Below are 18,159 nucleotides of genomic sequence, written 5' to 3' on the forward strand. Positions count from 1 at the left end.
CTCTGCCTCGTCCAATCCCACTCACTCACTCGTCTCCGGCCGCATCCGTCGCATATGCCTCTCCAACGCACCGGGCTCCACCGCTTCCGGGACGATGTCCGTATTATGCAGCTCGCGATCGCCGAGCCCTTCCAGCGTCATCGGATCCTTCACCACCTCCGGCGTGAGGAAGATCAACAGTTCCGTCTTGGTCAGCGAATCCGACGTATTGCGGAACAACGCCCCAAGCAGCGGAATGTCGCCAAGTAGCGGCACCTTGTTCACAATCTGAGTCTTGCTGTCTTCCATCAACCCGCCGATGACAATCGTCTGACCATCGCGCACCGCCACGCGCGCGTTCGCAGCCCGGCGGGAAAAGATCGGCGCCTGCACCGTCTCCGAAATCCGTATCGACGAATCCGTGATCGCCGAGATCTCCGGCGACACGTCCAGCGTCACCAACCCGTCCGGATTGATGTGCGGCGTCACCGTCAAAATAATGCCGATGTCTTCATACTCAATATCGTTGATCACCTGCCCCGCGTCCGTCGTCCGCGACCGTCGAATGAACGGCACATTGTTGCCGACGATGATCGACGCTTCCTGGTTATCGCTCGTCAGAATCGATGGCCGAGAGAGCACGTCAATCTTCGAGTCCCGCCCCAACGCGCGGATCGTCGCCTGCACGTCCGTCTCCAGCATGCGGAACACCATGCCCGCGCCAGGCTGCGTCGCTTCCTGCGCCACGTTCAAACTGGTGAACAGCGTCGTCTGCCCCGAATCGCGCGGATTGATCACCGACCACTCCGCGCCGAGTTCCAGCCCACGCTCGTGCGTCACCTCGGCAATCAGCACACGAATCACCACCTGCGGCACCGGCCGATCCAGCTCATCGAGGATGCCGCGCAACTGCTCAAAATTACGGCTACTCGTCAGCAAAATCAGCGTGTTCGTGTCCGGGTCGGCGACGATGCTGATGCCGCCATCCAGATCGCTGGCGTTTTCCAACAGCTCGGCCGCTTCCCGGTCATCGAACTGCGACCAGATCGGCGCATCCGTCATCGTTCGGCCGTCCTCGCCGTTGAGCTGCGCAAGCAACCCCGCATCCGCCAGCCGATTGTCCGGGTCCGGCAACGCATCCCCCGCATCACCCCCGCGCCAACCACCGCCACCGCCACCACCTCCGCCGCCACCGCGTCGTGGTGCGACACCACCACCGCCGCCACCGCGGACGTTCGTGCCGTTGCGCGTGACCAAGTTGGCTGTCTGAAGCAGGTTGTTGAGCACCTCGGCCATCTGCTGTGCCCGGCCGTTCTTCACCGAATAAACCATCACCGCCTGCGTCGCCGCGGGGTTCGCATCGAGGTCTTCAAGCACGCCTTCGATGATCGCCAGCGTCTCCGGCGGGCCCGTCACCACCACCGTGTTCGTCCGCTCGTCCGCCGACGCCGTCACGTTCACGCCCGGCGAACCACCGTTGTCATCCTCATCCTCAATCATCCCCCGCGCCCGCATAAACCGTCGACGCGGGTCGCGCTCCTGCTGATCACGCCTGGCCGACTGCTCGCCGAACAACTCGTTGACCAGCCGCGCTGCATCACGCGCGCTCGCATACTCCAGCGCAAATACCCGCACATCCACCGCCGCCGCCAGTCCGCGATCCAGCGAGCTGACAATCTCCACGATTCGGCGGACATTCGAACCCGAACTGGTGAGTATCAGCGAATTCGTCCGCTCATTGGCTGTCAGCGTCGCGAACTCCGGCAGCAGCGGGTTCAGGTCGTCGCGCAACTGCCGGGCGTCCGCGTGGCGGATCGGAATCACCTGCGTGATGATCTGCTCGCCCACCTTGATCGCAGCCGGGTCGTTGCCCGCGTGCACCGGCACGTCATGCCGACGCGCGTCGTTGCGACGCACGATCCGCAGCGATCGCCCCGTGTGAATCGCCGCGTAACCCTGCTCGGCCAACACGCTGTTAAGCACGTCGATCGTGTCCTCCAGCGACAACGGCTGACGACTGATCAACGTCACCCGCCCCTCCACATCCACGCTGCGCACCACCACCAGCCCCGCCTCTTCAGACAGGTAGTCGAGCACCGCATCCAGCGGCGCGTCGCGGAAGTTCAACGTCAGCCCCGCCTCCGTCTGGGCATGGCCGGGCAATGCGACGCCAAGCAACACCAGCGCCACCGTCAGCGAACACACACCCATGCGCAATTGGCTCAGCATCGTGGTTTCCTCATTGGCCGCGACCCCATCGCCGCGCGTGTACGGTCAGGCATCATCATCTTCATGCTCAGCCTCGTCCTCTTCTTCACGCTCGTACTCGGGCTCGCCTTCAGGCTCGCCCGCCACATCAGGTTCCCGCTCGTTTTCCGTCGCCCGACGTGACTCGCGGTCACCGCCCGCCCCGCCGCCGATCGCCTGCTGTCGGCGTTGACGCATCCGCTCAAGCACATCACTGCCACCCCCCGACCGACCACCCGCTCGCTCGCGATCGCTCGCCCCGTCTGCCCCGCCGCCCCGATCCGCTTGCCGCTCAACGCGCGGCGCTGCGTCGCCTGCCAGCGTCATGCCGATCGCCACTGTCTGCGTTTCGTCATCACGTTCATATTCAAGCTCGTCGATCGCGATGGCTGTGATCCGCCGACCCGCCACCGTTTCACCCACGCCAACGCGAAGCAGCCTGCCCGACCCGTCTTCGATCATCGCCACCGCCTGCTCGCCCCGCACCGCAAACCCGCGCAGCACCATCGACTGCCCCGGGTCCACCGGCTGGGCCTCACGCGGCTCCGACCGCGGCGGCGGATCGCGACGCGGCGGGTCCGGCTGCCGCCCACGCGTCGGCGAAAAAATGTTCCGCTCCACCAACACCTCATAACGCGCCGCATCGACTTCATCGCGACCGCCATCGTCGGCCTGCACCCACGACGCCATGCTCATCACCACCCCAACGCACCCCAACCACCAGGCACGACTCATTCGCCACCCGTCCGCGCCCCGACCATTCGCCTTAGTCTGTGTCCTTTTCATCGCCCTGCCCTCCCCGCACGAACCGGCCCTGACTGGGGTTGATCCGATGTGTACAACGTCGACACACGCAGATTCATCGTCAACTGCTCCCCATCGCCGCGCGACGCCAGTTGCAGTTCCTGCACCCGCACCGGCAGCTCCGCCGACGCCAGTTGCCCGAGCATGCCGACCATTTCCCCCATCGAGCCGGTCGCCACCACGCGCATGTGCACGCGTGGCAACCGATCGCCCGTTTCCACCCGGTCCGCCGACAGCGACGTCAACGACACGCCCGTGTCACTTGCCCATCCACTGACCGCCTGCGACAGCCTTGCCTCCGCGTCCGCCGCCGAGTCTGCCAGCCCCGACGCCTGCAACGCCGACCACCGCTGCTCCAGCGACGTCAGCCCGTCGTACAGCCGTTCGCCCGCTTCGCGTGCGTCGCGCTCGCGCTCGGCCGACTGTTGCAATCGCTCGCGATACGCCAGCGCCGGCTCAACAACCAACCGATCGCCAACGAACAACGCCACCAGCGTCAGCGTCACAATCGCAATCAGCTTCTCACGTCGGCTCATCTGCACGCTAACGGCCCTCCCCGCGCGGCGTGAGGTTGATCTGAAACGACACCTCCCGACTTCGCGCATCCGCTTCGCGCACGTAAACCAGCTTCGCACCGCCCATCCCCGCCGTCGCCTGCAACCGCCCGAGCAGGTCGAGCACGTCGCGCTCGTTGCGCCCGCGCCCGCTCACCGCGCCGGCCCCGTTATCGTCCAATGTCACATTCGTCGCCCACACATCGCCCCGCTCGGGAAACGCCATCGTCAACCCCAGCAGCATCTCCAGATGCGTCGGCCGATCCTCCAACCACCCGCGCGCCGTCCGCAGGTCATCCCGCAACACCGTCGCGCGGGCCAGTTCCGTCTGCCGCTGCGCCTGCCACTGCCGATGCTCGTTGATCGTCCGCTGCAAGCTCACCACATCGACCACATACCACCCCACCACCAGCAGCGCCAGCACCGCCGCCAGCAACCCCACACGCATCGGCTTCGTCACTTGCCACTTCGGTGCACGTCGCGTGCGAGCCGTGACAAAGTTGATCGCCAGCGCCTGCGGATCGCACGCCGCCAGCCGCGCCGCCGGCGCAAACCGCGGCGGCACGCTCGCGGGCGTCGCCACGCGCTGCACATCCAACGCAAGCTCCCGACCGATGCGATCGAGCACCTGCGCATCCAGCCCGATCGCATCATCAATCTGCATCGGCCCGCCCGCAGGCTCAAACGTCGCCAGCGTCCGCCTGACCTCCGCGGTCAGCGTCCGCGTCGCCGCCTCCATATCATGCGCCCCACCGTCCGCCGGCGCCACGCCGTTCAACGATGTCCCCAGATGATGCAGCAAGTGCAGCCGGCCGCCGCGCATCGCCGCCAGTTCACACCGCCCCGGCGCGAGATGCAGCACCAGCCCCTCGTCAGTCAGCACCGCCGCGCTCGGCGTCACCCCCGCCAACCTCAGCTTCGCCGCCGCCGCAACCTGCTCCAGCCACGCCAGCCGATCGCTCGGCAGCGCACACAGCAACACCTCCGGCGACCCCGTCGTCGTCGCCTCCGGCGTGTAGTCAATTACCAACCGCTCCGCCTGACCCGGAAACTCACGCTCCCCCGCCAGCCGTACCGCCCCCGCAAGCGCCTCCCCCGACGCCGGCGGCATGGCGCGTGACCGGACGGCTAACCACCGACCGGCCACACCCACCAATACCGCGCCCCCCGGCCCCCCGCCCCGCAAGCCCGTCTCGTCCAACAACCCCCGTAACGCCTGCCCCACAGCTTCCGCCGTCGACAAACCACCCCCCGCCCCCGACCCCGGCCCCGTCAACGCAAGCTCCGCCACGCCACCCGCGCCGTCGGCCACGCGGATCGCATGTTCGTCCACCACCAGCCCGAGATGTTGGCGGTAACGTCTCGTCACCGATCAAGCCTCCCGTACAACGCCACCGCCTCCTCCAGGCTCACCCCCGACCGAAGCGCCTCACGCAAGGCTGGGTCCAACGGCCAGCCTCGCTCCGTCCAGTCGTCAAACCGCACCACGCGCGGCCGATCGCCCGCCATGTCAATCACCACCCGATACCGCTTGAACGCCCGACCCGTCGCTCCGATTGCAACCACATCCACTGTGAACTGTTGCGCCCGGTCCGTCAGGTAAGGCCCCGCCTCAAACAGCCGATCGTCACCCACCGCATCCACCACCCACGCCAGCCCCCCTTCCGACGCGTCCCGCCCCGCCCGCGCGTCCACCAACGCCGCCGCCGACGCCTCATCCATCCCCGGCAGCGCCGCCAGCACCGGCTCCGACGCCGTATTCACATTCACCCGCCCCGCCGACGCTGCCGTCTCGTCCGTCGTTAACCGCGCCGCCAGTGCATCAAACTCCTCCCCCGTCAGCCCCGACCGCCGGTAAAAATCCAACATGCTCTCAAACGTGGGTCCGCCACTACCACCACGACCCCCGCCCCCGCCGCCAAACCCCAACTCCGACCACACCAGGCTGAACCGCTCCGCCGACAGCTCCGTCTCCAGCAGCTCACGCAACGCATCCCGCTCATCCGATGCGTTCACATTGATCGCATCCGCCCGCGCCGCATAGCTGTACACCGTAAACAGCTCATACAACGGCCGATCCGGTTCAATCACGTTTTCAAAGTCCATCCCCGTCGTGTCGCCGAAGTCCGCCAGCTCAAACAACCGCTCCGGCGTCCAGCCGCGAACCAGCAGCAACTCTTCCACGCTCTCCAGCGGCCCATGCTTGGGCAGGTAAGGCGGGTCCAGCATCAAATAATGCTCCGCCCCCGCCCCAGGCAGGTCCATCGCCTGCTCCTCCGGCGTCCGCCATGCCACCACATCCTCCGCCCGCGTCCGCCCCACGCCGCGAAGCTGCCCGAGCATTTCCACCGTCGCCACATTCAGATGCAGCTTGCTCGCCTCGTCCGTGATGCCCGCCACATACCCGGCCCGCCCCTCGCCCGCAGGCCGAATCAGCCAGTACGCCGCATCGCCCACGATCACCCCTTCGCTGGGCAATTCGCCTGCCGCTGGCATCTGCCCCGGCTCCCGCGCCAGCACCGCCATCACATGCCGCACCGCCCCCTCCGCCGCGTTCGCCGCCGCCATCGCCTCCACCTGATTCGCCGCCGCCCGCACCTCCACGCGCATCGTCGTCGCCAGCAGCAGCGCCGTCGCCGTCACCACCAGCAGAATCAACACCGCCACGATCATCACCGCCCCCCGCTCGCGATGACACCCCCCACGCCCACACTTGGTTCGCCCGTTCATCATCGCCGAATCCCCCCGCCTTCATCTTCCGCCCGCGCCCCCGGCACCGCCATCACCCGCCTGACCCAATACCCCCCATCCCCACTCCCCCCCAACCCCTCCGCCAACCCCAACGTCACCTCCACCGCCCAGGGCAGCGCATCGCCCCGCTCCGTCGAATCCCAGTCATCTTCCCATTGCGACCCGTCGTAAAACCGAAACGTCAGCTCCACCACCTCCAACGCAAGCACCTGCTCGTACCCCTCGTCCACTACCGGCGCAAGCAGGTTGTCCGCCACCCGCCGCACCACCGCAGGCCGATCGGCCAACAACTCATTGCTCGGCTGCGACAGCGCCCACTCCACCCGCCGCACCCCCGCCGTCCGCGCTTCGCCCGCCGTACCCGCCGTCGTGTAAAACACCAGCGCACGCTCCCCCGCACCCCGCGCCACCGAGGCATCCAACGACACGAACTCCGCCGCCAGGTACCCGCCCGGCCGAACCGCGCCGCGCAAGTCCGCACGCAGCTGCTCCAGCACCACCTCCGCCGTCCGCGGCGGCCCCACCACCCGCTCCGACCGCCGATGCGCATCAAACGCCGCCGCCAACGACCAGTACACCGCGCCGATCAGCAACGTCGACAACGACAGCGCCAGCAGCACCTCAATCAGCGTAAACGCGCTCGTCTGCCGGGCTCTCAGCGTCATCACTCCTCGATACTTGTGTCCACCAGCGTCGCCAACCGCAGCGCCTGCGCCTGTCCCCGCCGTTCCCAAGTCACCACCACCGTCAACGTCCGCACCTCATCATCAAAGTCCGCCAGCTCCACCGCGTACGCGTACCGCTCAAACGGCTCATCAAACGCCCCGCTCACCTCACCGCGATCCCAGTCCCGCAGTGCAACAATCTCATCCACCTTCGACTGCGCCAGCGACACCGCCTCAAGCCGCTGCCGCGCCATGTCCCCCGCACCCATCCCCACCTGCAACGCCCGCACCGCCACCGGCAGCACAATCGCCACCAGCACCAACCCCGCCAACACCTCCACCAACGTAAACCCCCGCCCACCGACAACCCCCCGCCCCCCCGAGCACCCCCCGAATCCCACGGCGTCACGCCGTGGGCGCCCCCCCCAACCCCCAAACCGCCCCTCAAAGCCAAAACCCCAAACCTTTCATTCATCATCGCACCCCTCCCAACCCAAGCGCCGCCGCCTCCCGCACCGCGTACCGCTCGCTCGCCGACCGCGCCGCCACCAGCACCGGCTCACCCCGTCGCCCGACCAACTCAAACACGCCCGGATCGCTTCGCCCGTTCGGATAAAACCGCACATACCCCCGCCGCAGCGTCTCGTCGTCCGCCTCCCAGTAAACCGCCACATCCCCCGGCAGCACGATCGGCCGAGCCACCGGCACCGGCACCGCCTCGTCCTCCGGCAGCTCCTCGTGACTCAACCACAACTCATGCAGCTCAAGGTCGACATGCAGCCGATACACCCGCGCCTCGCTCACCGCCAGCGACCGCGCCAGCCGCGTCATCGCCACCATCTCACCCGCCGCCGCGTGCACCTCCCGCCCGCTCACAAACGGCCGCAACGTCGGCAACGACACCCCCAGCAACACCCCCACCACCAACAACACCATCACCAGTTCCAGCAACGTAAACCCACCACGCGCCCCACCCCCCGCGCGCACCGCCCCCCATAAAGCCCACGGATCGCATCCGTGGGCACCCCCCGCCCTCACATCACCAGTTCCCAATACGCTCACCATCGCCGCCTTCCGGCCCCTCGGAGTAGAGGTCGTACCCATCATCGTTGTACCGCCCCGGATACTCATACACGTACGGGTTCCCCCACGGGTCCGTCGGCACGCCGCGACTCAAATACCGGTTCCAGTTCGGCGCATTGCTCGGCCGCTCCACCAACGCCTCCAACCCCTCCTGCGTCGTCGGGAACCGACCGTTATCAATCTCAAACGCATCCAACGCCGTCTCCAGACTTCGAATGTCCGCCCGCGCCGCCGTCACCCGCGCCTGCTCGCCTCGGCCGGTAAACCGTGTCACCACGATCCCCACCAGCACGCCCAGTATCACGAGCACCAGCAGCAGCTCGATCATCGAAAAACCCGCAACCCGTTGACCATGTCGTTTCATATTCATGTTCCTGATGTCTCTATTTCGCCGCGTTGCTCGCGACGCGCTCTCGCTCGATCACTGAATCTCGATCACTGAATCAAGTCCTGCAACGTCAAGATCGGCATCAGCATGCCGACCACCACCGTTCCCACCACTGCCGCCATAATCACCAGCATCGCCGGCTCCGCCATCGCCACCAGCGTTCGCAACCGTCGATCCAGTTCCCCTTCAAAACTGTTCGCCAGCCGCGTCAACTCACCATCAAGCCGACCCGTCTCTTCCGCCACCGCCACCATCTCCGTCACCGACGCCGGAAACAACTGCCTCGCCTCGCCCAGCGATTTCGCCAGCGATTCGCCATGCTGCACCCGCTCGATCGCCTGCTCCACCACATCCGACAGCGTCTGATTGCCTAACGCCTCCCGCGCCACGCGTAATGCACCGATCAACGGCACACCCGCCCCCAGCAGCGTGCCCAGCATTCGGCAAAACCGCACCAGCGCAAACCGCGCCAGCACCGTCCCCACCATCGGCAGCCGCAGCATCATCCGATCCCGCCACCGCCGACCGCTCTGCGTCGCCAGCGTCCGCGTCGCCCACAACCCCGCAATCGCAAGCACCACCAGCACCGCCAGCGACCACGGGCTGAGCACCGCCTCGCTCGCCGCCATGATCGCCCGCGTCAGCACGGGCAGTTCCGCGCCATACTCTTCAAAAAACCCCGCGAACTGCGGGATGAAAAACACCAGGCACGCCGCCAGCACCAGCACCGTCATCACCGCCAGCAGCGCCGGATACACCAGCGCCGCCCGCACCCGCCCCACCAGATCCGCCTCCCTCGCGCGGAAGTCCGCAATCTGATTCAGCACCACATCGAGAAACCCGCCCATCTCACCGGCCCGCACCATTGCCACGTACACCGTCGGAAAGCTTCGCGGATGCCGCGCCAGCGCTTCCGCCAACGGCTCACCGTCCACCACCGCATCGCGGATCGCCTCCCGCTGCGTCTTCTCCGCTGCCGACGACGCCTCGCGCGCGATGATCTGCAACGCCTTGCCAAGCGGCACGCCCGCCGCCAGCAGGTTCGCAAGCTCGCGTGTAAACGCATCCACCGCCGCCGCCGACACCCGCCGACCGCGCCCCATCAGCCCCGTCGCCGCCGCGGCGTGCTCTTCGATCGCCACCGGCGTCAGTCCTCGTCGCGTCATCTCATCCATCGCCGCGCCGCGACTGTCCGCCGACAGCGTCCCCGACGTCGCCTTGCCCGCCCCATCAATCGCCTTGTAAGAAAACGTCGCGCTCATCGTCTGCATCCCAATCCCGTCCACCGCACATCACCCATCACCCCGAAGCCCACGGATTCCATCCGTGGGCTTTACCCGCACCACCCCAACTCGAAACTCGAAACTAGAAACTAGAAACTCGAAACTAACCCCCCTCCCCCTCCACCTCCCGCCGTTCGTCTTTCGTCACGCGAAGCACTTCCGCCACCGTCGTCACCCCTTCGCGAACCAGTCGCCAGCCGTCGTCGCGCAGGCTCGCCATGCCGTTGCCCATTGCATGTTCGCGGATCTCGCCGCCCGACCGCGTTTCGAGAATCATTCGCCGCAATGACTCGGTCACCGGCATCAATTCAAAGATGCCCCGCCGACCGCGGTAGCCCGTGTTCTGACACGATCGACAGCCGCGCCCTTCGAACAACACGTCGGGCAATGCGTCCCCGAACTGCCGCCGTGCCTTCGCCGACTCGTCCGCAGGCAGCGCAGCCTTGCAGTCTTCGCAGATCAGCCGCACCAGCCGCTGCGCAATCACAAGCTCCAGCGACGACGCCACCAGGTAAGGCTCAACGCCCATGTCCACCAGCCGTGTCAATGCCCCCGGCGCGTCATTCGTGTGCAACGTCGAAAACACCAGGTGCCCGGTCAACGACGCCTGCACCGCGATCTCCGCCGTCTCGCGGTCGCGAATTTCGCCAATCAGGATCACGTCCGGGTCGTGGCGCAGGATCGCTCGCAGCCCTTTCGCAAACGTCATGCCCGCCTTCGTCGCCACCTGGATCTGGTTGATACCTTCCAGTTGATATTCGATCGGGTCTTCAATCGTCACAATCTTGCGGTCGATCTCGTTGATCCGCGACAGCCCCGCGTAAAGCGACGTCGTCTTCCCGCTGCCCGTCGGCCCGGTCACCAGCGCAATGCCATGCGGCAGTTCCAATATCGCCTCAAACGCCTCGCGATCCCTCGGCCCCATCCCCAGCATCTCAATGCCCAGCAACGCGCCGCCGCGGTCGAGCAATCGCAGCACCACCGCTTCGCCGTGCAGCATCGGAATGATCGACACGCGCACGTCCACCTCTCGGCCGGCGATGCGCAGCTTGATCCGCCCGTCCTGCGGCACGCGCTTCTCCGCAATGTCCAACTGACTCAATATCTTCAATCGAGACACGATCGCCGGCTGAAACCGTCTCAGCTCCGGCGGCACGTTCGCCTGCTGCAACACACCGTCAATGCGATACCGCACACGCAGCGACTCTTCAAACGGCTCGAAGTGCACGTCCGTCGCGCGACGCTCGATCGCCTCGGTGAGCACCTGGTTCACGAACTTCACGATCGACGCGTCTTCCGCCGCCGCCGTGAGGTCCAGGTCGTTCGCACCGTCATCCAGCAGCTGCACGCCCATCCGGTCCGGGTCCGCGCCGATCATCGCCTGCACCGTGTCCGCACCCACGCCAAGCTGCAACTTAAGCTGCCGCTTCAACTCCGCTGGCGAAGCCAGCGCAATCCGCACCTCCAACCCGCTCGCCAGCCGCAGCTCGTCCAGCCCCGTCGTATCGAACGGCCGCGCGGTCGCCACCAGCACCGAACCGTTCGTCTGCTCCAACGGCAACAGCGACCGCTCCAGCAACACTCTCGCCGGAAACCGCGCCAGCAGCTTCGAGTCCAGCCGATGCTCTTCCAGATTCACAAACGGCAAATCGAACTCGTCCGCCAGCGCCTTGAGCACCGCCGCCTCATCGCCGCCGGCCTGCCGCACCGCCGCCAGCAGCGCGTCGTCCAGCGACGTGCCCGCCGACCGAGCCGTGCGTACCGCCTCGGCCGCCTGCTCGTCGAGCAAGCCCAACTCCCGCAGCCGTGCCAGTACCGGATCAGCCATGTTGTGAAGTCTCACACGGACAAACAAAGAGAGGTCGCGCCGAGCCGAGCCGGGGGTTTAGCCCCGTCGCCCACGGCGGAGCCCAATAGCGCCCCCGCGCCGGCGCGTGGGTTAATTACATGACGCTTATGCTTGAGTCGCCCCCGACTAAGCCTTCGAACGAGCGAATCTGCGGAGCTTCCGGGGCATGACCTGAACAGGTACACCCGTCTCGGCAGCCCCACAGATTCGCGGCGCTCATCCGTACGCTCAGCGCTTGCTATTCGAGGATGCCCATGATCACGAATTGCGCTTCCTGACGCGGGGTCAGCACGCCACGCAGTTCTTCGCGAGCTTCCTCAAGCTGGCGCTGGTGGTCTTCGCGAGCCGAACGCAGCGCTTCGAGCTTCTCCTGAATGTCGGCTTCCGACGCGTTGTCGTCGCGCAGCGTCTGGCCAAGGTCACGGCTGGCCTGCTGCACCGGCGAAAGCTCGCGGTCGCCTCGGCCCTCACCGCCGCCCCAGCCCGGCCCGCCGCCGCCACGCATGCCGCCGCGTCGGCCCATCATCATGCCGCCGCGACCGCCCTGGGCCTGCAGCGAACGAACTTCCTCGACCATCGGCTCGAGCGCTTCCCATTCTTCCTCGGTCACGCCAAGCCGCTCGCGCATCGCTTCCTGACGGTTCGCCATCCGCTCACGCATCCGCTCGCCGTCCACCTGACGACGCTCCCCGGCCCGGTCGCCCCCCGCCCGGTCGCCGCGATCACCCCGTTCGCCGCGATCCTGCGCGACGAGCATGGCACCGCCCGCCATCATCGCGAGAACCAGCATTACCGGCACGATCTTGCTACTGAGTTGCTTCATGGCCTGTCTCCGAGCGTTGACCGCTCCATTCAGGTAAAAAACCGGACTCCAGGGCCCTGCTCAACGCATCAGGCCCCACATTGCGACAACGCGGTCGGCCGACCCTGTATTGCAACCGCCGGTCAGTTCGCCCCCACATTCGCCATTTCCGCCGCCACAAGATCATCATAAGTCTCCCGCCGACGAATCACACGATAGGCATCACCCTCAACCAGCACCTCCGCCGGCCGCGGAAACGCGTTGTAATTGCTCGCCATCGCCATCCCGTACGCCCCGGCCGTGAAAATCGCCAGCCGATCCCCACGCTTCACCGGCGGAATCGACCGCGCCTTCGCCAGCACGTCACCCGTCTCGCAGATCGGCCCGACAATCTCCACCGTCTCCAACGCCGGCAGGTCCATCGACTCCGACCGCGGCCCCGGTGCATGCTCACGGCTCACACGCGTCGGCCAAATGAAGTGAAACGCGTCGTACATCGCCGGCCGAAGCAGGTGATGCATCCCCGTGTCCACAATCACAAACTGCTTCGCACCCCCCTGCTTGCGGTACTGCACCTCCGTCAACAGCAACCCCGCGTTGCCCGCGATCGTCCGCCCCGGCTCGAGAATCACCTTCAACCCCTTGCCCTTGAGCAGCGGCACGATCGCTGCGGCATACTCGTCATACGCCGGCGACTTGCCCGCCTCGTAGTCGGCCGCATACCCCCCGCCAATATCAATCGCCTCGATCTCATGCCCCTGCCCGCGAAGCTCGTCAATCAACGCCAGCGCCTTGCGAATCGCCATCACGTAAGGCTCGGGACTGTAAATCGGCGAACCAATATGCAGGTGAATCGCGTTAAGCCGACAGTGCTCGTTCTTGCCATACGTCTCAAAGAACTTGCGCGCCCGCTCGATGTCCACGCCGAACTTCGTTTCCTTCTTGCCCGTCGTTGTCTTCGCATGCGTTCGCGGGTCCGCCACGTCGGGGTTCACACGCAACGCGCCGCGCGTCGTCTTGCCAAGCTGCTTGGCAATGGCGTCGATGTTCTCAAACTCCGCTTCGGACTCGATGTTGAACCAGCCGATGCCTGCTTCAATGCCCATGCGGATTTCGTCGTCCGACTTGCCCACGCCCGCGTAGACAATCTTGCTCATGTCCGCCCCGGCCAACTGCGCGCGATGAATCTCACCCCCGCTCACCACGTCCATCCCCGCGCCCCGCTCGGCCAGCAGCTTGCAGATATGCACGTTGCCGCAACTCTTGATCGAGTAGCAGATGATCGGGTCAAGCTCGGCAAACGCCGCCGCGATGCGGTCGTAGTGCTGCTCGAACGTGTGGCGGGAGTAAACATACAACGGCGTGCCAAGCTCGTCGGCAAGCGTGTCAAGGTTCACGTCTTCAGCGTAAAGCTGGCCCTGGCGGTAGTGGAAGTCGTCCATGGTTCAAGTCTCGTTCAAAGGAGCGAAACGAGAATTGTAACGACAGCGGGAAAGGAAAGTCGCGGTCAAACCCCCGCAGGGTCAATGCGCAGCAGCGGCTCGGTCGGCGAGCCGGGTGCGAGCACGTCGCGAACCAGGTCGGCAATCGCTTCACGCTGGCCCGGCCAGAGAAACTGGCGATCCACGTGATCCCGCGCCACCCACCGGAACCCATCATGATCCGCATCCAGCACCGGCTCGCCACCGGCCGGGGGCGGCGCGACCTCCGCCGCGAAGCACGGGCTCATCACAATCGTCTCATGGCTATGCAGAAAATACGTGTTCAACCGTTCGAGTTGCCAGAACCCCAGCAACCCCGCCCCCGGGCCGTAGCCTGTCTCTTCCTGCAACTCGCGCAACGCTGTGCCCGCCGCCGTCTCGTCCGCGTGCATATGCCCCATCACCGGCTGCCAGGTGTTCGGCAGCGAAATCTCCGGCACACGATGCAGCTGCAAAAACTCTACGCCCGCCACACGCCCCGCCGACCGTCGGCGGAACACATATACGTCCACAATATCCGTACGAATCGGCGGACCAGTCATGCCAATACATTACCACATGCCCCACCTCCTCCACCGATCCGCGGCCGCCCGCGGGATCGCTCCCCCGATCGCATAGAATAAACCCATGCAATGGGTCTACCTGGACAACAACGCCACCACCCGCCCCGCACCGCAAGTGCTCGACGCCATCGCCGAGGCCCACGACCAGCTCTGGGCCAACCCCTCCAGCGTGCACCGCTTCGGGCAGGCCGTTCGCCAGCGCCTCGAACTGGCCCGCGCGAGCGTCGCGAAGCTCATCGCCGCCAAGCCGCGCGAGATCATCTTCACCTCCGGCGGCACGGAAGCGAACAACCTCGCGCTCTGGGGCGTGCTTGATCGTGACGACGACACACCCCCCGCATTGATCACGACAACTATCGAACACTCGGCCGTCCGCGAGCCGGGCGAAGCGATGGCGCAGACAGGCATCGTCGTCGAACAGGTCGCCGTCGGCCGCACGGGCGTGGTCGATGCAACCGCGGTGATCGACGCCGCTCGGCAACACGTCGACGCCGGCCGAGTCGTGCTCGTAAGCGTGCAGTGGGCCAACAACGAAACCGGTACGATTCAACCCGTCGCCGCGATCGGCGAAGGCTTGCAAGCCCTGCGCTCCGGTCGGCGAAACGCCGTGACGTTTCACATCGACGCCACCCAGGCCGTCGGCAAGCTGCCGGTCGATGTGCACGCCGTCGGCGCAGACCTGCTCACCCTCGCCGCTCACAAGTTTCACGGGCCCAAGGGCGTCGGCGCACTCTACGCCCGGCGAGGCGTCCGCCTGCGACCACAACAGCGCGGCGGCCCGCAGGAAGGCGAGCGCCGCGGCGGCACGGAAAACACCGTCGGCGTTATCGGCATGGGCGTCGCAGCAGACCTCGCCCGGGCCTTCGTCGCCGACGCGGAACAGGTCGCGGCCCTCACCGCCCTGCGCGATCGCTTTGAACGTGAGTTGCTCGCGGCCGTGCCCGGCGCGGTCGTCAACGCCGGCGAGCCGGGCGTCAGTCGGCTATGGAACACGAGCAACATCGCCTTCCCCGGGCTGGAGGCGGAGGCGATCCTGCTGGGCCTGAGCGAAAAAGGCGTCTGCGCCTCGGCCGGGGCTGCCTGCTCCAGCGGTTCGCTCGACCCGAGCCCCGTGCTGCTGGCGATGGGCGTGCCCGAGCCGCTGGCCCATGGGTCCGTGCGGTTTTCGATCAGCCGAGCGACCACCGCGCAGGAGATCGACGCGGCCGTGCAGGCCGTGCCGGAAGTCGTCCGGCGACTCGGGCGAACCTTGCCGACCGGGGTTTGATAGAATCCTGCGGTAAGCGATCATGGTGCAACCGCCCTGCTCGCGATTGCCCGGCGGCAAGGTGTCTACGCAACGGCATGCGGCGACATAGGGTGGCAAACGGTGACGGACCGAGAAGGGATTGCTGGATGCAGTTGATGAGTTGGACGATTGCACGGCTGGGCAGTCGGTTCACCCTGCTGTTCGAACCCTACCAGCAGCGCGTCATGCACTCGGCGCTCGGTCGATTCCTCGACCAGCCGTTGGATCTCATGGTCGGCATGATCGAGCCCGACGGCACGCGTCGCGTCCTGCCGTTCACACAGGAACCCAACGCAAGCCCGCTCCACAACGCAGAGCAGTTCGAACGCCCCAACTCGATCACCTATCGCGGCTACAGCGAAACGTACGGCCTGCGCTTCGAGTTCAACGTCCATAGCGTGTTCTACCCACAGGACGAACGACTCTGCCTCATGCCCGCGTTCTACCTGGAGATGCGCGTCAACCCCGCTCCCAAGGTCCGCTGGCATAAGCCCGCCGGGCCCACACCCGACAAGGTCAAGCTCTTCATCAGGCTCCGCCGACCCGACACCGAAATCAACGCCTGCTATCACGGCGAAGGCGACGCCCGCCAAAGCTGCATCGACCTGGCCTACCGCAATCGTGTCTCACCGAAGCACCCGTTCCCCACGGATCTCGACAGCCCCGCCCACGAAAGCGATCGCGAAGTGCAGGTGCACGAACGCATCGTCAGCCTCAACCCCGAATGCGAATTGTGGGACGATGAAAACGGCCTGACCTGCGAGCTGCCCGTCACCGAAGGCGGCAGCGGCATCAAGTGGCGGCTCGTCTGGGCGACCCATGTCGCCGAGCCCGTGCTCGACATCAACCCCGGCAAGCCCGGCGACGGCGAAACCGTGCCCGCCCCCTTCCGCTACAACAGCTACTGGGCCAACCTCGACGAAGTGCTCGAAGAAGCCTTCGCCACGCGCGACGACCACCTCGCCCTCTCCCGCCGATTCGAAAAGCTCATCGAGCAAGCTCCGCTTACTCCAGCACAATACCACCTGCTTGCCCAGAGCTTCCACAGCTGGCTCGCCAATACGTTCTGGTGTCAATACGACGGCGGCGCCCCGAAGCCCGAAGACTGGTTCAGCGTCTGGGAAGGCTCGTGCTTCTATCACTCGACCCTCGACGTCGAGTACAACGTCTCGCTGGTCTACCTCTCGCTCTGGCCGCAGCTGCTCGCGCTCCAGTTCGACCAGTGGTCGAACCACGGCCACGCCCACGAAAAATCAGGCGGCCGGTTCCTCAGCCACGACCTCGGCCAGGGCGCACACATCACCGGCCAGGCCTACCCCCACCACATGCCGGTGGAAGAAAACGCCAACTACCTCCTGCTCCTGCACGCCTACACCCACTGGACCGGCGACCGCACGCCCGCCCACAAGCACAAGGCCCTCGTCGCCGACCTCGTCCGCTACCTGCTCTGGACCGACCGCGACCAGTCCGGCTTCCCCTCCGAAGGCGTCGCCAACACCATCGACGACGCCTCGCCCGCCGTGCAGTTCGGCAACAAGCAGACCTACCTCGCCGTCAAACGCGTGGCCGCCCTCCGCTCCGCCGCCGCCTTGTTGACCATGACCGGCGACGAAGACCTCGCCCTGCACTGCGAAGACACCGTCAAGACCGACCTCCGCAAAATCGAAGCCGCCGCCTGGCTGGGCGACCACTACGCCGTCTGCGTCGACGCCTCCGCCGCCGGCGTCACCGACGCCTGGACCGGCAAGCCCCTGCCTTACGACACGCTCCCGGGCTGGGACGGCTACTCGATCTACACCGCCAACGGACAACTGCTGCCCATGCTCGTCGGCGCGCCGCCCCTGCTCGACGAAGATCGACTGAAAAAAGACCTCGTCAACGCCATCCGCGAAAACCTCACACGCTACGGCTGCGGCCACACGTCCAGCGAAGTTGAAAACGTCTGGGTCAGCCAGAATATCTGGCGCGACCACCTCACACGCTACCTCGGCCTCGCCTCCGGCCTGCCCAGCTCCCACTACTGGGATATGCAGGTCATGAGCAACACACACAACCAGTCGCTCGGGTTCGTCGATACCTACATCAACAACTACCTCTGCCACTACCCCCGCGGCATCGTCAGCATCGGCTACCTGCTCGCCGGCCCGCGACTCGTGATCGATCGGCTCAGCCCCGGCGGGGCGTACATCACCGTCGACCCCGACCGCGGCCGACCGCAACGCTGGCCCCTGCTCGCCCTCGCCGACTGGAAGGCGGGCAAGATCCCCGTCTGCGTCGTCGACGACCAGGGCAACGTCACCATCGAAGGCAAGATCGACCCCATCGTCATTCAGGGCGCCGACGCCGACAGCGCCGCCGCCAATGCCGGCCTGATCGGATAACGCCGCTTCGAGTCTCTAGATTGTGGATTGGCGCGGACCGC

The 18,159-nt window shown here is 66.2% G+C and carries 16 protein-coding genes; 2 read left to right on the top strand and 14 right to left on the bottom strand.

Annotation, left to right across the window (positions count from 1 at the left end):
- Positions 1–21: 21 nt before the first annotated feature.
- The 14 genes from gspD to ACERK3_00395 form a co-directional block, all read right to left on the bottom strand.
- Positions 22–2,208, bottom strand: coding sequence for a type II secretion system secretin GspD (gspD, locus tag ACERK3_00330; protein MFA9476726.1), 2,187 nt, complete (start codon positions 2,206–2,208; stop codon positions 22–24).
- 45 nt (positions 2,209–2,253) lie between these two features.
- Positions 2,254–3,012, bottom strand: a complete 759-nt coding sequence (locus ACERK3_00335; protein ID MFA9476727.1) for a hypothetical protein — start codon at positions 3,010–3,012, stop codon at positions 2,254–2,256.
- Positions 3,009–3,566, bottom strand: coding sequence for a GspMb/PilO family protein (locus ACERK3_00340; protein ID MFA9476728.1), 558 nt, complete (start codon positions 3,564–3,566; stop codon positions 3,009–3,011). Before ACERK3_00340 ends, ACERK3_00335 begins: the two co-directional genes overlap by 4 nt.
- Before the next feature lie 7 nt (positions 3,567–3,573).
- Complete coding sequence (locus ACERK3_00345; GenBank protein MFA9476729.1) at positions 3,574–4,953, bottom strand: hypothetical protein; 1,380 nt, start codon at positions 4,951–4,953, stop codon at positions 3,574–3,576.
- Positions 4,950–6,317 carry a type II secretion system protein GspK gene (locus tag ACERK3_00350; protein ID MFA9476730.1) on the bottom strand — a complete coding sequence of 456 codons (1,368 nt, stop codon included), beginning with the start codon at positions 6,315–6,317 and terminating at the stop codon, positions 4,950–4,952. The genes ACERK3_00345 and ACERK3_00350 overlap by 4 nt, the downstream gene beginning before the upstream one ends.
- The gene (locus tag ACERK3_00355; GenBank protein MFA9476731.1) at positions 6,314–7,000 is read right to left on the bottom strand and encodes a type II secretion system protein GspJ; all 687 of its coding nucleotides are present in this window, start codon (positions 6,998–7,000) and stop codon (positions 6,314–6,316) included. Before ACERK3_00355 ends, ACERK3_00350 begins: the two co-directional genes overlap by 4 nt.
- Positions 7,000–7,401 (bottom strand): prepilin-type N-terminal cleavage/methylation domain-containing protein, encoded by a 402-nt coding sequence (locus tag ACERK3_00360; GenBank protein MFA9476732.1) that lies wholly within the window; start codon positions 7,399–7,401, stop codon positions 7,000–7,002. The genes ACERK3_00355 and ACERK3_00360 overlap by 1 nt, the downstream gene beginning before the upstream one ends.
- A gap of 73 nt (positions 7,402–7,474) precedes the next feature.
- Positions 7,475–8,065 (bottom strand): prepilin-type N-terminal cleavage/methylation domain-containing protein, encoded by a 591-nt coding sequence (locus ACERK3_00365; protein ID MFA9476733.1) that lies wholly within the window; start codon positions 8,063–8,065, stop codon positions 7,475–7,477.
- Positions 8,040–8,447, bottom strand: coding sequence for a type II secretion system major pseudopilin GspG (gspG, locus tag ACERK3_00370; protein MFA9476734.1), 408 nt, complete (start codon positions 8,445–8,447; stop codon positions 8,040–8,042). The genes ACERK3_00365 and gspG overlap by 26 nt, the downstream gene beginning before the upstream one ends.
- A 71-nt stretch (positions 8,448–8,518) precedes the next feature.
- Positions 8,519–9,733, bottom strand: coding sequence for a type II secretion system F family protein (locus ACERK3_00375; protein MFA9476735.1), 1,215 nt, complete (start codon positions 9,731–9,733; stop codon positions 8,519–8,521).
- A 124-nt stretch (positions 9,734–9,857) separates the two neighbouring features.
- Complete coding sequence (locus ACERK3_00380; protein MFA9476736.1) at positions 9,858–11,582, bottom strand: GspE/PulE family protein; 1,725 nt, start codon at positions 11,580–11,582, stop codon at positions 9,858–9,860.
- 259 nt (positions 11,583–11,841) lie between these two features.
- The gene (locus ACERK3_00385; GenBank protein ID MFA9476737.1) at positions 11,842–12,426 is read right to left on the bottom strand and encodes a hypothetical protein; all 585 of its coding nucleotides are present in this window, start codon (positions 12,424–12,426) and stop codon (positions 11,842–11,844) included.
- A 122-nt stretch (positions 12,427–12,548) separates the two neighbouring features.
- Positions 12,549–13,847 (bottom strand): diaminopimelate decarboxylase, encoded by a 1,299-nt coding sequence (lysA, locus tag ACERK3_00390; protein ID MFA9476738.1) that lies wholly within the window; start codon positions 13,845–13,847, stop codon positions 12,549–12,551.
- Between the two features lie 65 nt (positions 13,848–13,912).
- A complete protein-coding gene (locus ACERK3_00395; GenBank protein MFA9476739.1) occupies positions 13,913–14,428 on the bottom strand; it encodes an NUDIX domain-containing protein in 516 nt (171 codons plus the stop codon).
- Between the two features lie 85 nt (positions 14,429–14,513).
- On the opposite strand from ACERK3_00395, the gene ACERK3_00400 reads away from it, so the two are divergent.
- Both ACERK3_00400 and ACERK3_00405 read left to right on the top strand, forming a co-directional pair.
- Positions 14,514–15,716 (top strand): cysteine desulfurase family protein, encoded by a 1,203-nt coding sequence (locus ACERK3_00400; protein MFA9476740.1) that lies wholly within the window; start codon positions 14,514–14,516, stop codon positions 15,714–15,716.
- Positions 15,717–15,853: 137 nt separating this feature from the next.
- Complete coding sequence (locus ACERK3_00405; GenBank protein MFA9476741.1) at positions 15,854–18,118, top strand: glutaminase domain-containing protein; 2,265 nt, start codon at positions 15,854–15,856, stop codon at positions 18,116–18,118.
- The last annotated feature ends 41 nt before the right edge of the window (positions 18,119–18,159 follow it).

The organism is Phycisphaerales bacterium AB-hyl4, from assembly GCA_041821185.1.
In the GTDB taxonomy this organism is placed as follows: Bacteria; Planctomycetota; Phycisphaerae; order Phycisphaerales; family Phycisphaeraceae; genus Natronomicrosphaera; species Natronomicrosphaera hydrolytica.

Coding starts and splice junctions, on each gene's coding strand:
- gspD (MFA9476726.1), bottom strand. CDS start 2,208: ATGCTGAGCCAATTGCGCATGGGTGTGTGTTCGCTGACGGTGGCGCTG.
- ACERK3_00335 (MFA9476727.1), bottom strand. CDS start 3,012: ATGAAAAGGACACAGACTAAGGCGAATGGTCGGGGCGCGGACGGGTGG.
- ACERK3_00340 (MFA9476728.1), bottom strand. CDS start 3,566: ATGAGCCGACGTGAGAAGCTGATTGCGATTGTGACGCTGACGCTGGTG.
- ACERK3_00350 (MFA9476730.1), bottom strand. CDS start 6,317: ATGATGAACGGGCGAACCAAGTGTGGGCGTGGGGGGTGTCATCGCGAG.
- ACERK3_00355 (MFA9476731.1), bottom strand. CDS start 7,000: ATGACGCTGAGAGCCCGGCAGACGAGCGCGTTTACGCTGATTGAGGTG.
- ACERK3_00365 (MFA9476733.1), bottom strand. CDS start 8,065: ATGGTGAGCGTATTGGGAACTGGTGATGTGAGGGCGGGGGGTGCCCAC.
- gspG (MFA9476734.1), bottom strand. CDS start 8,447: ATGAAACGACATGGTCAACGGGTTGCGGGTTTTTCGATGATCGAGCTG.
- ACERK3_00375 (MFA9476735.1), bottom strand. CDS start 9,733: ATGAGCGCGACGTTTTCTTACAAGGCGATTGATGGGGCGGGCAAGGCG.
- ACERK3_00380 (MFA9476736.1), bottom strand. CDS start 11,582: ATGGCTGATCCGGTACTGGCACGGCTGCGGGAGTTGGGCTTGCTCGAC.
- ACERK3_00385 (MFA9476737.1), bottom strand. CDS start 12,426: ATGAAGCAACTCAGTAGCAAGATCGTGCCGGTAATGCTGGTTCTCGCG.
- lysA (MFA9476738.1), bottom strand. CDS start 13,847: ATGGACGACTTCCACTACCGCCAGGGCCAGCTTTACGCTGAAGACGTG.
- ACERK3_00395 (MFA9476739.1), bottom strand. CDS start 14,428: ATGACTGGTCCGCCGATTCGTACGGATATTGTGGACGTATATGTGTTC.
- ACERK3_00400 (MFA9476740.1), top strand. CDS start 14,514: ATGCAATGGGTCTACCTGGACAACAACGCCACCACCCGCCCCGCACCG.
- ACERK3_00405 (MFA9476741.1), top strand. CDS start 15,854: ATGAGTTGGACGATTGCACGGCTGGGCAGTCGGTTCACCCTGCTGTTC.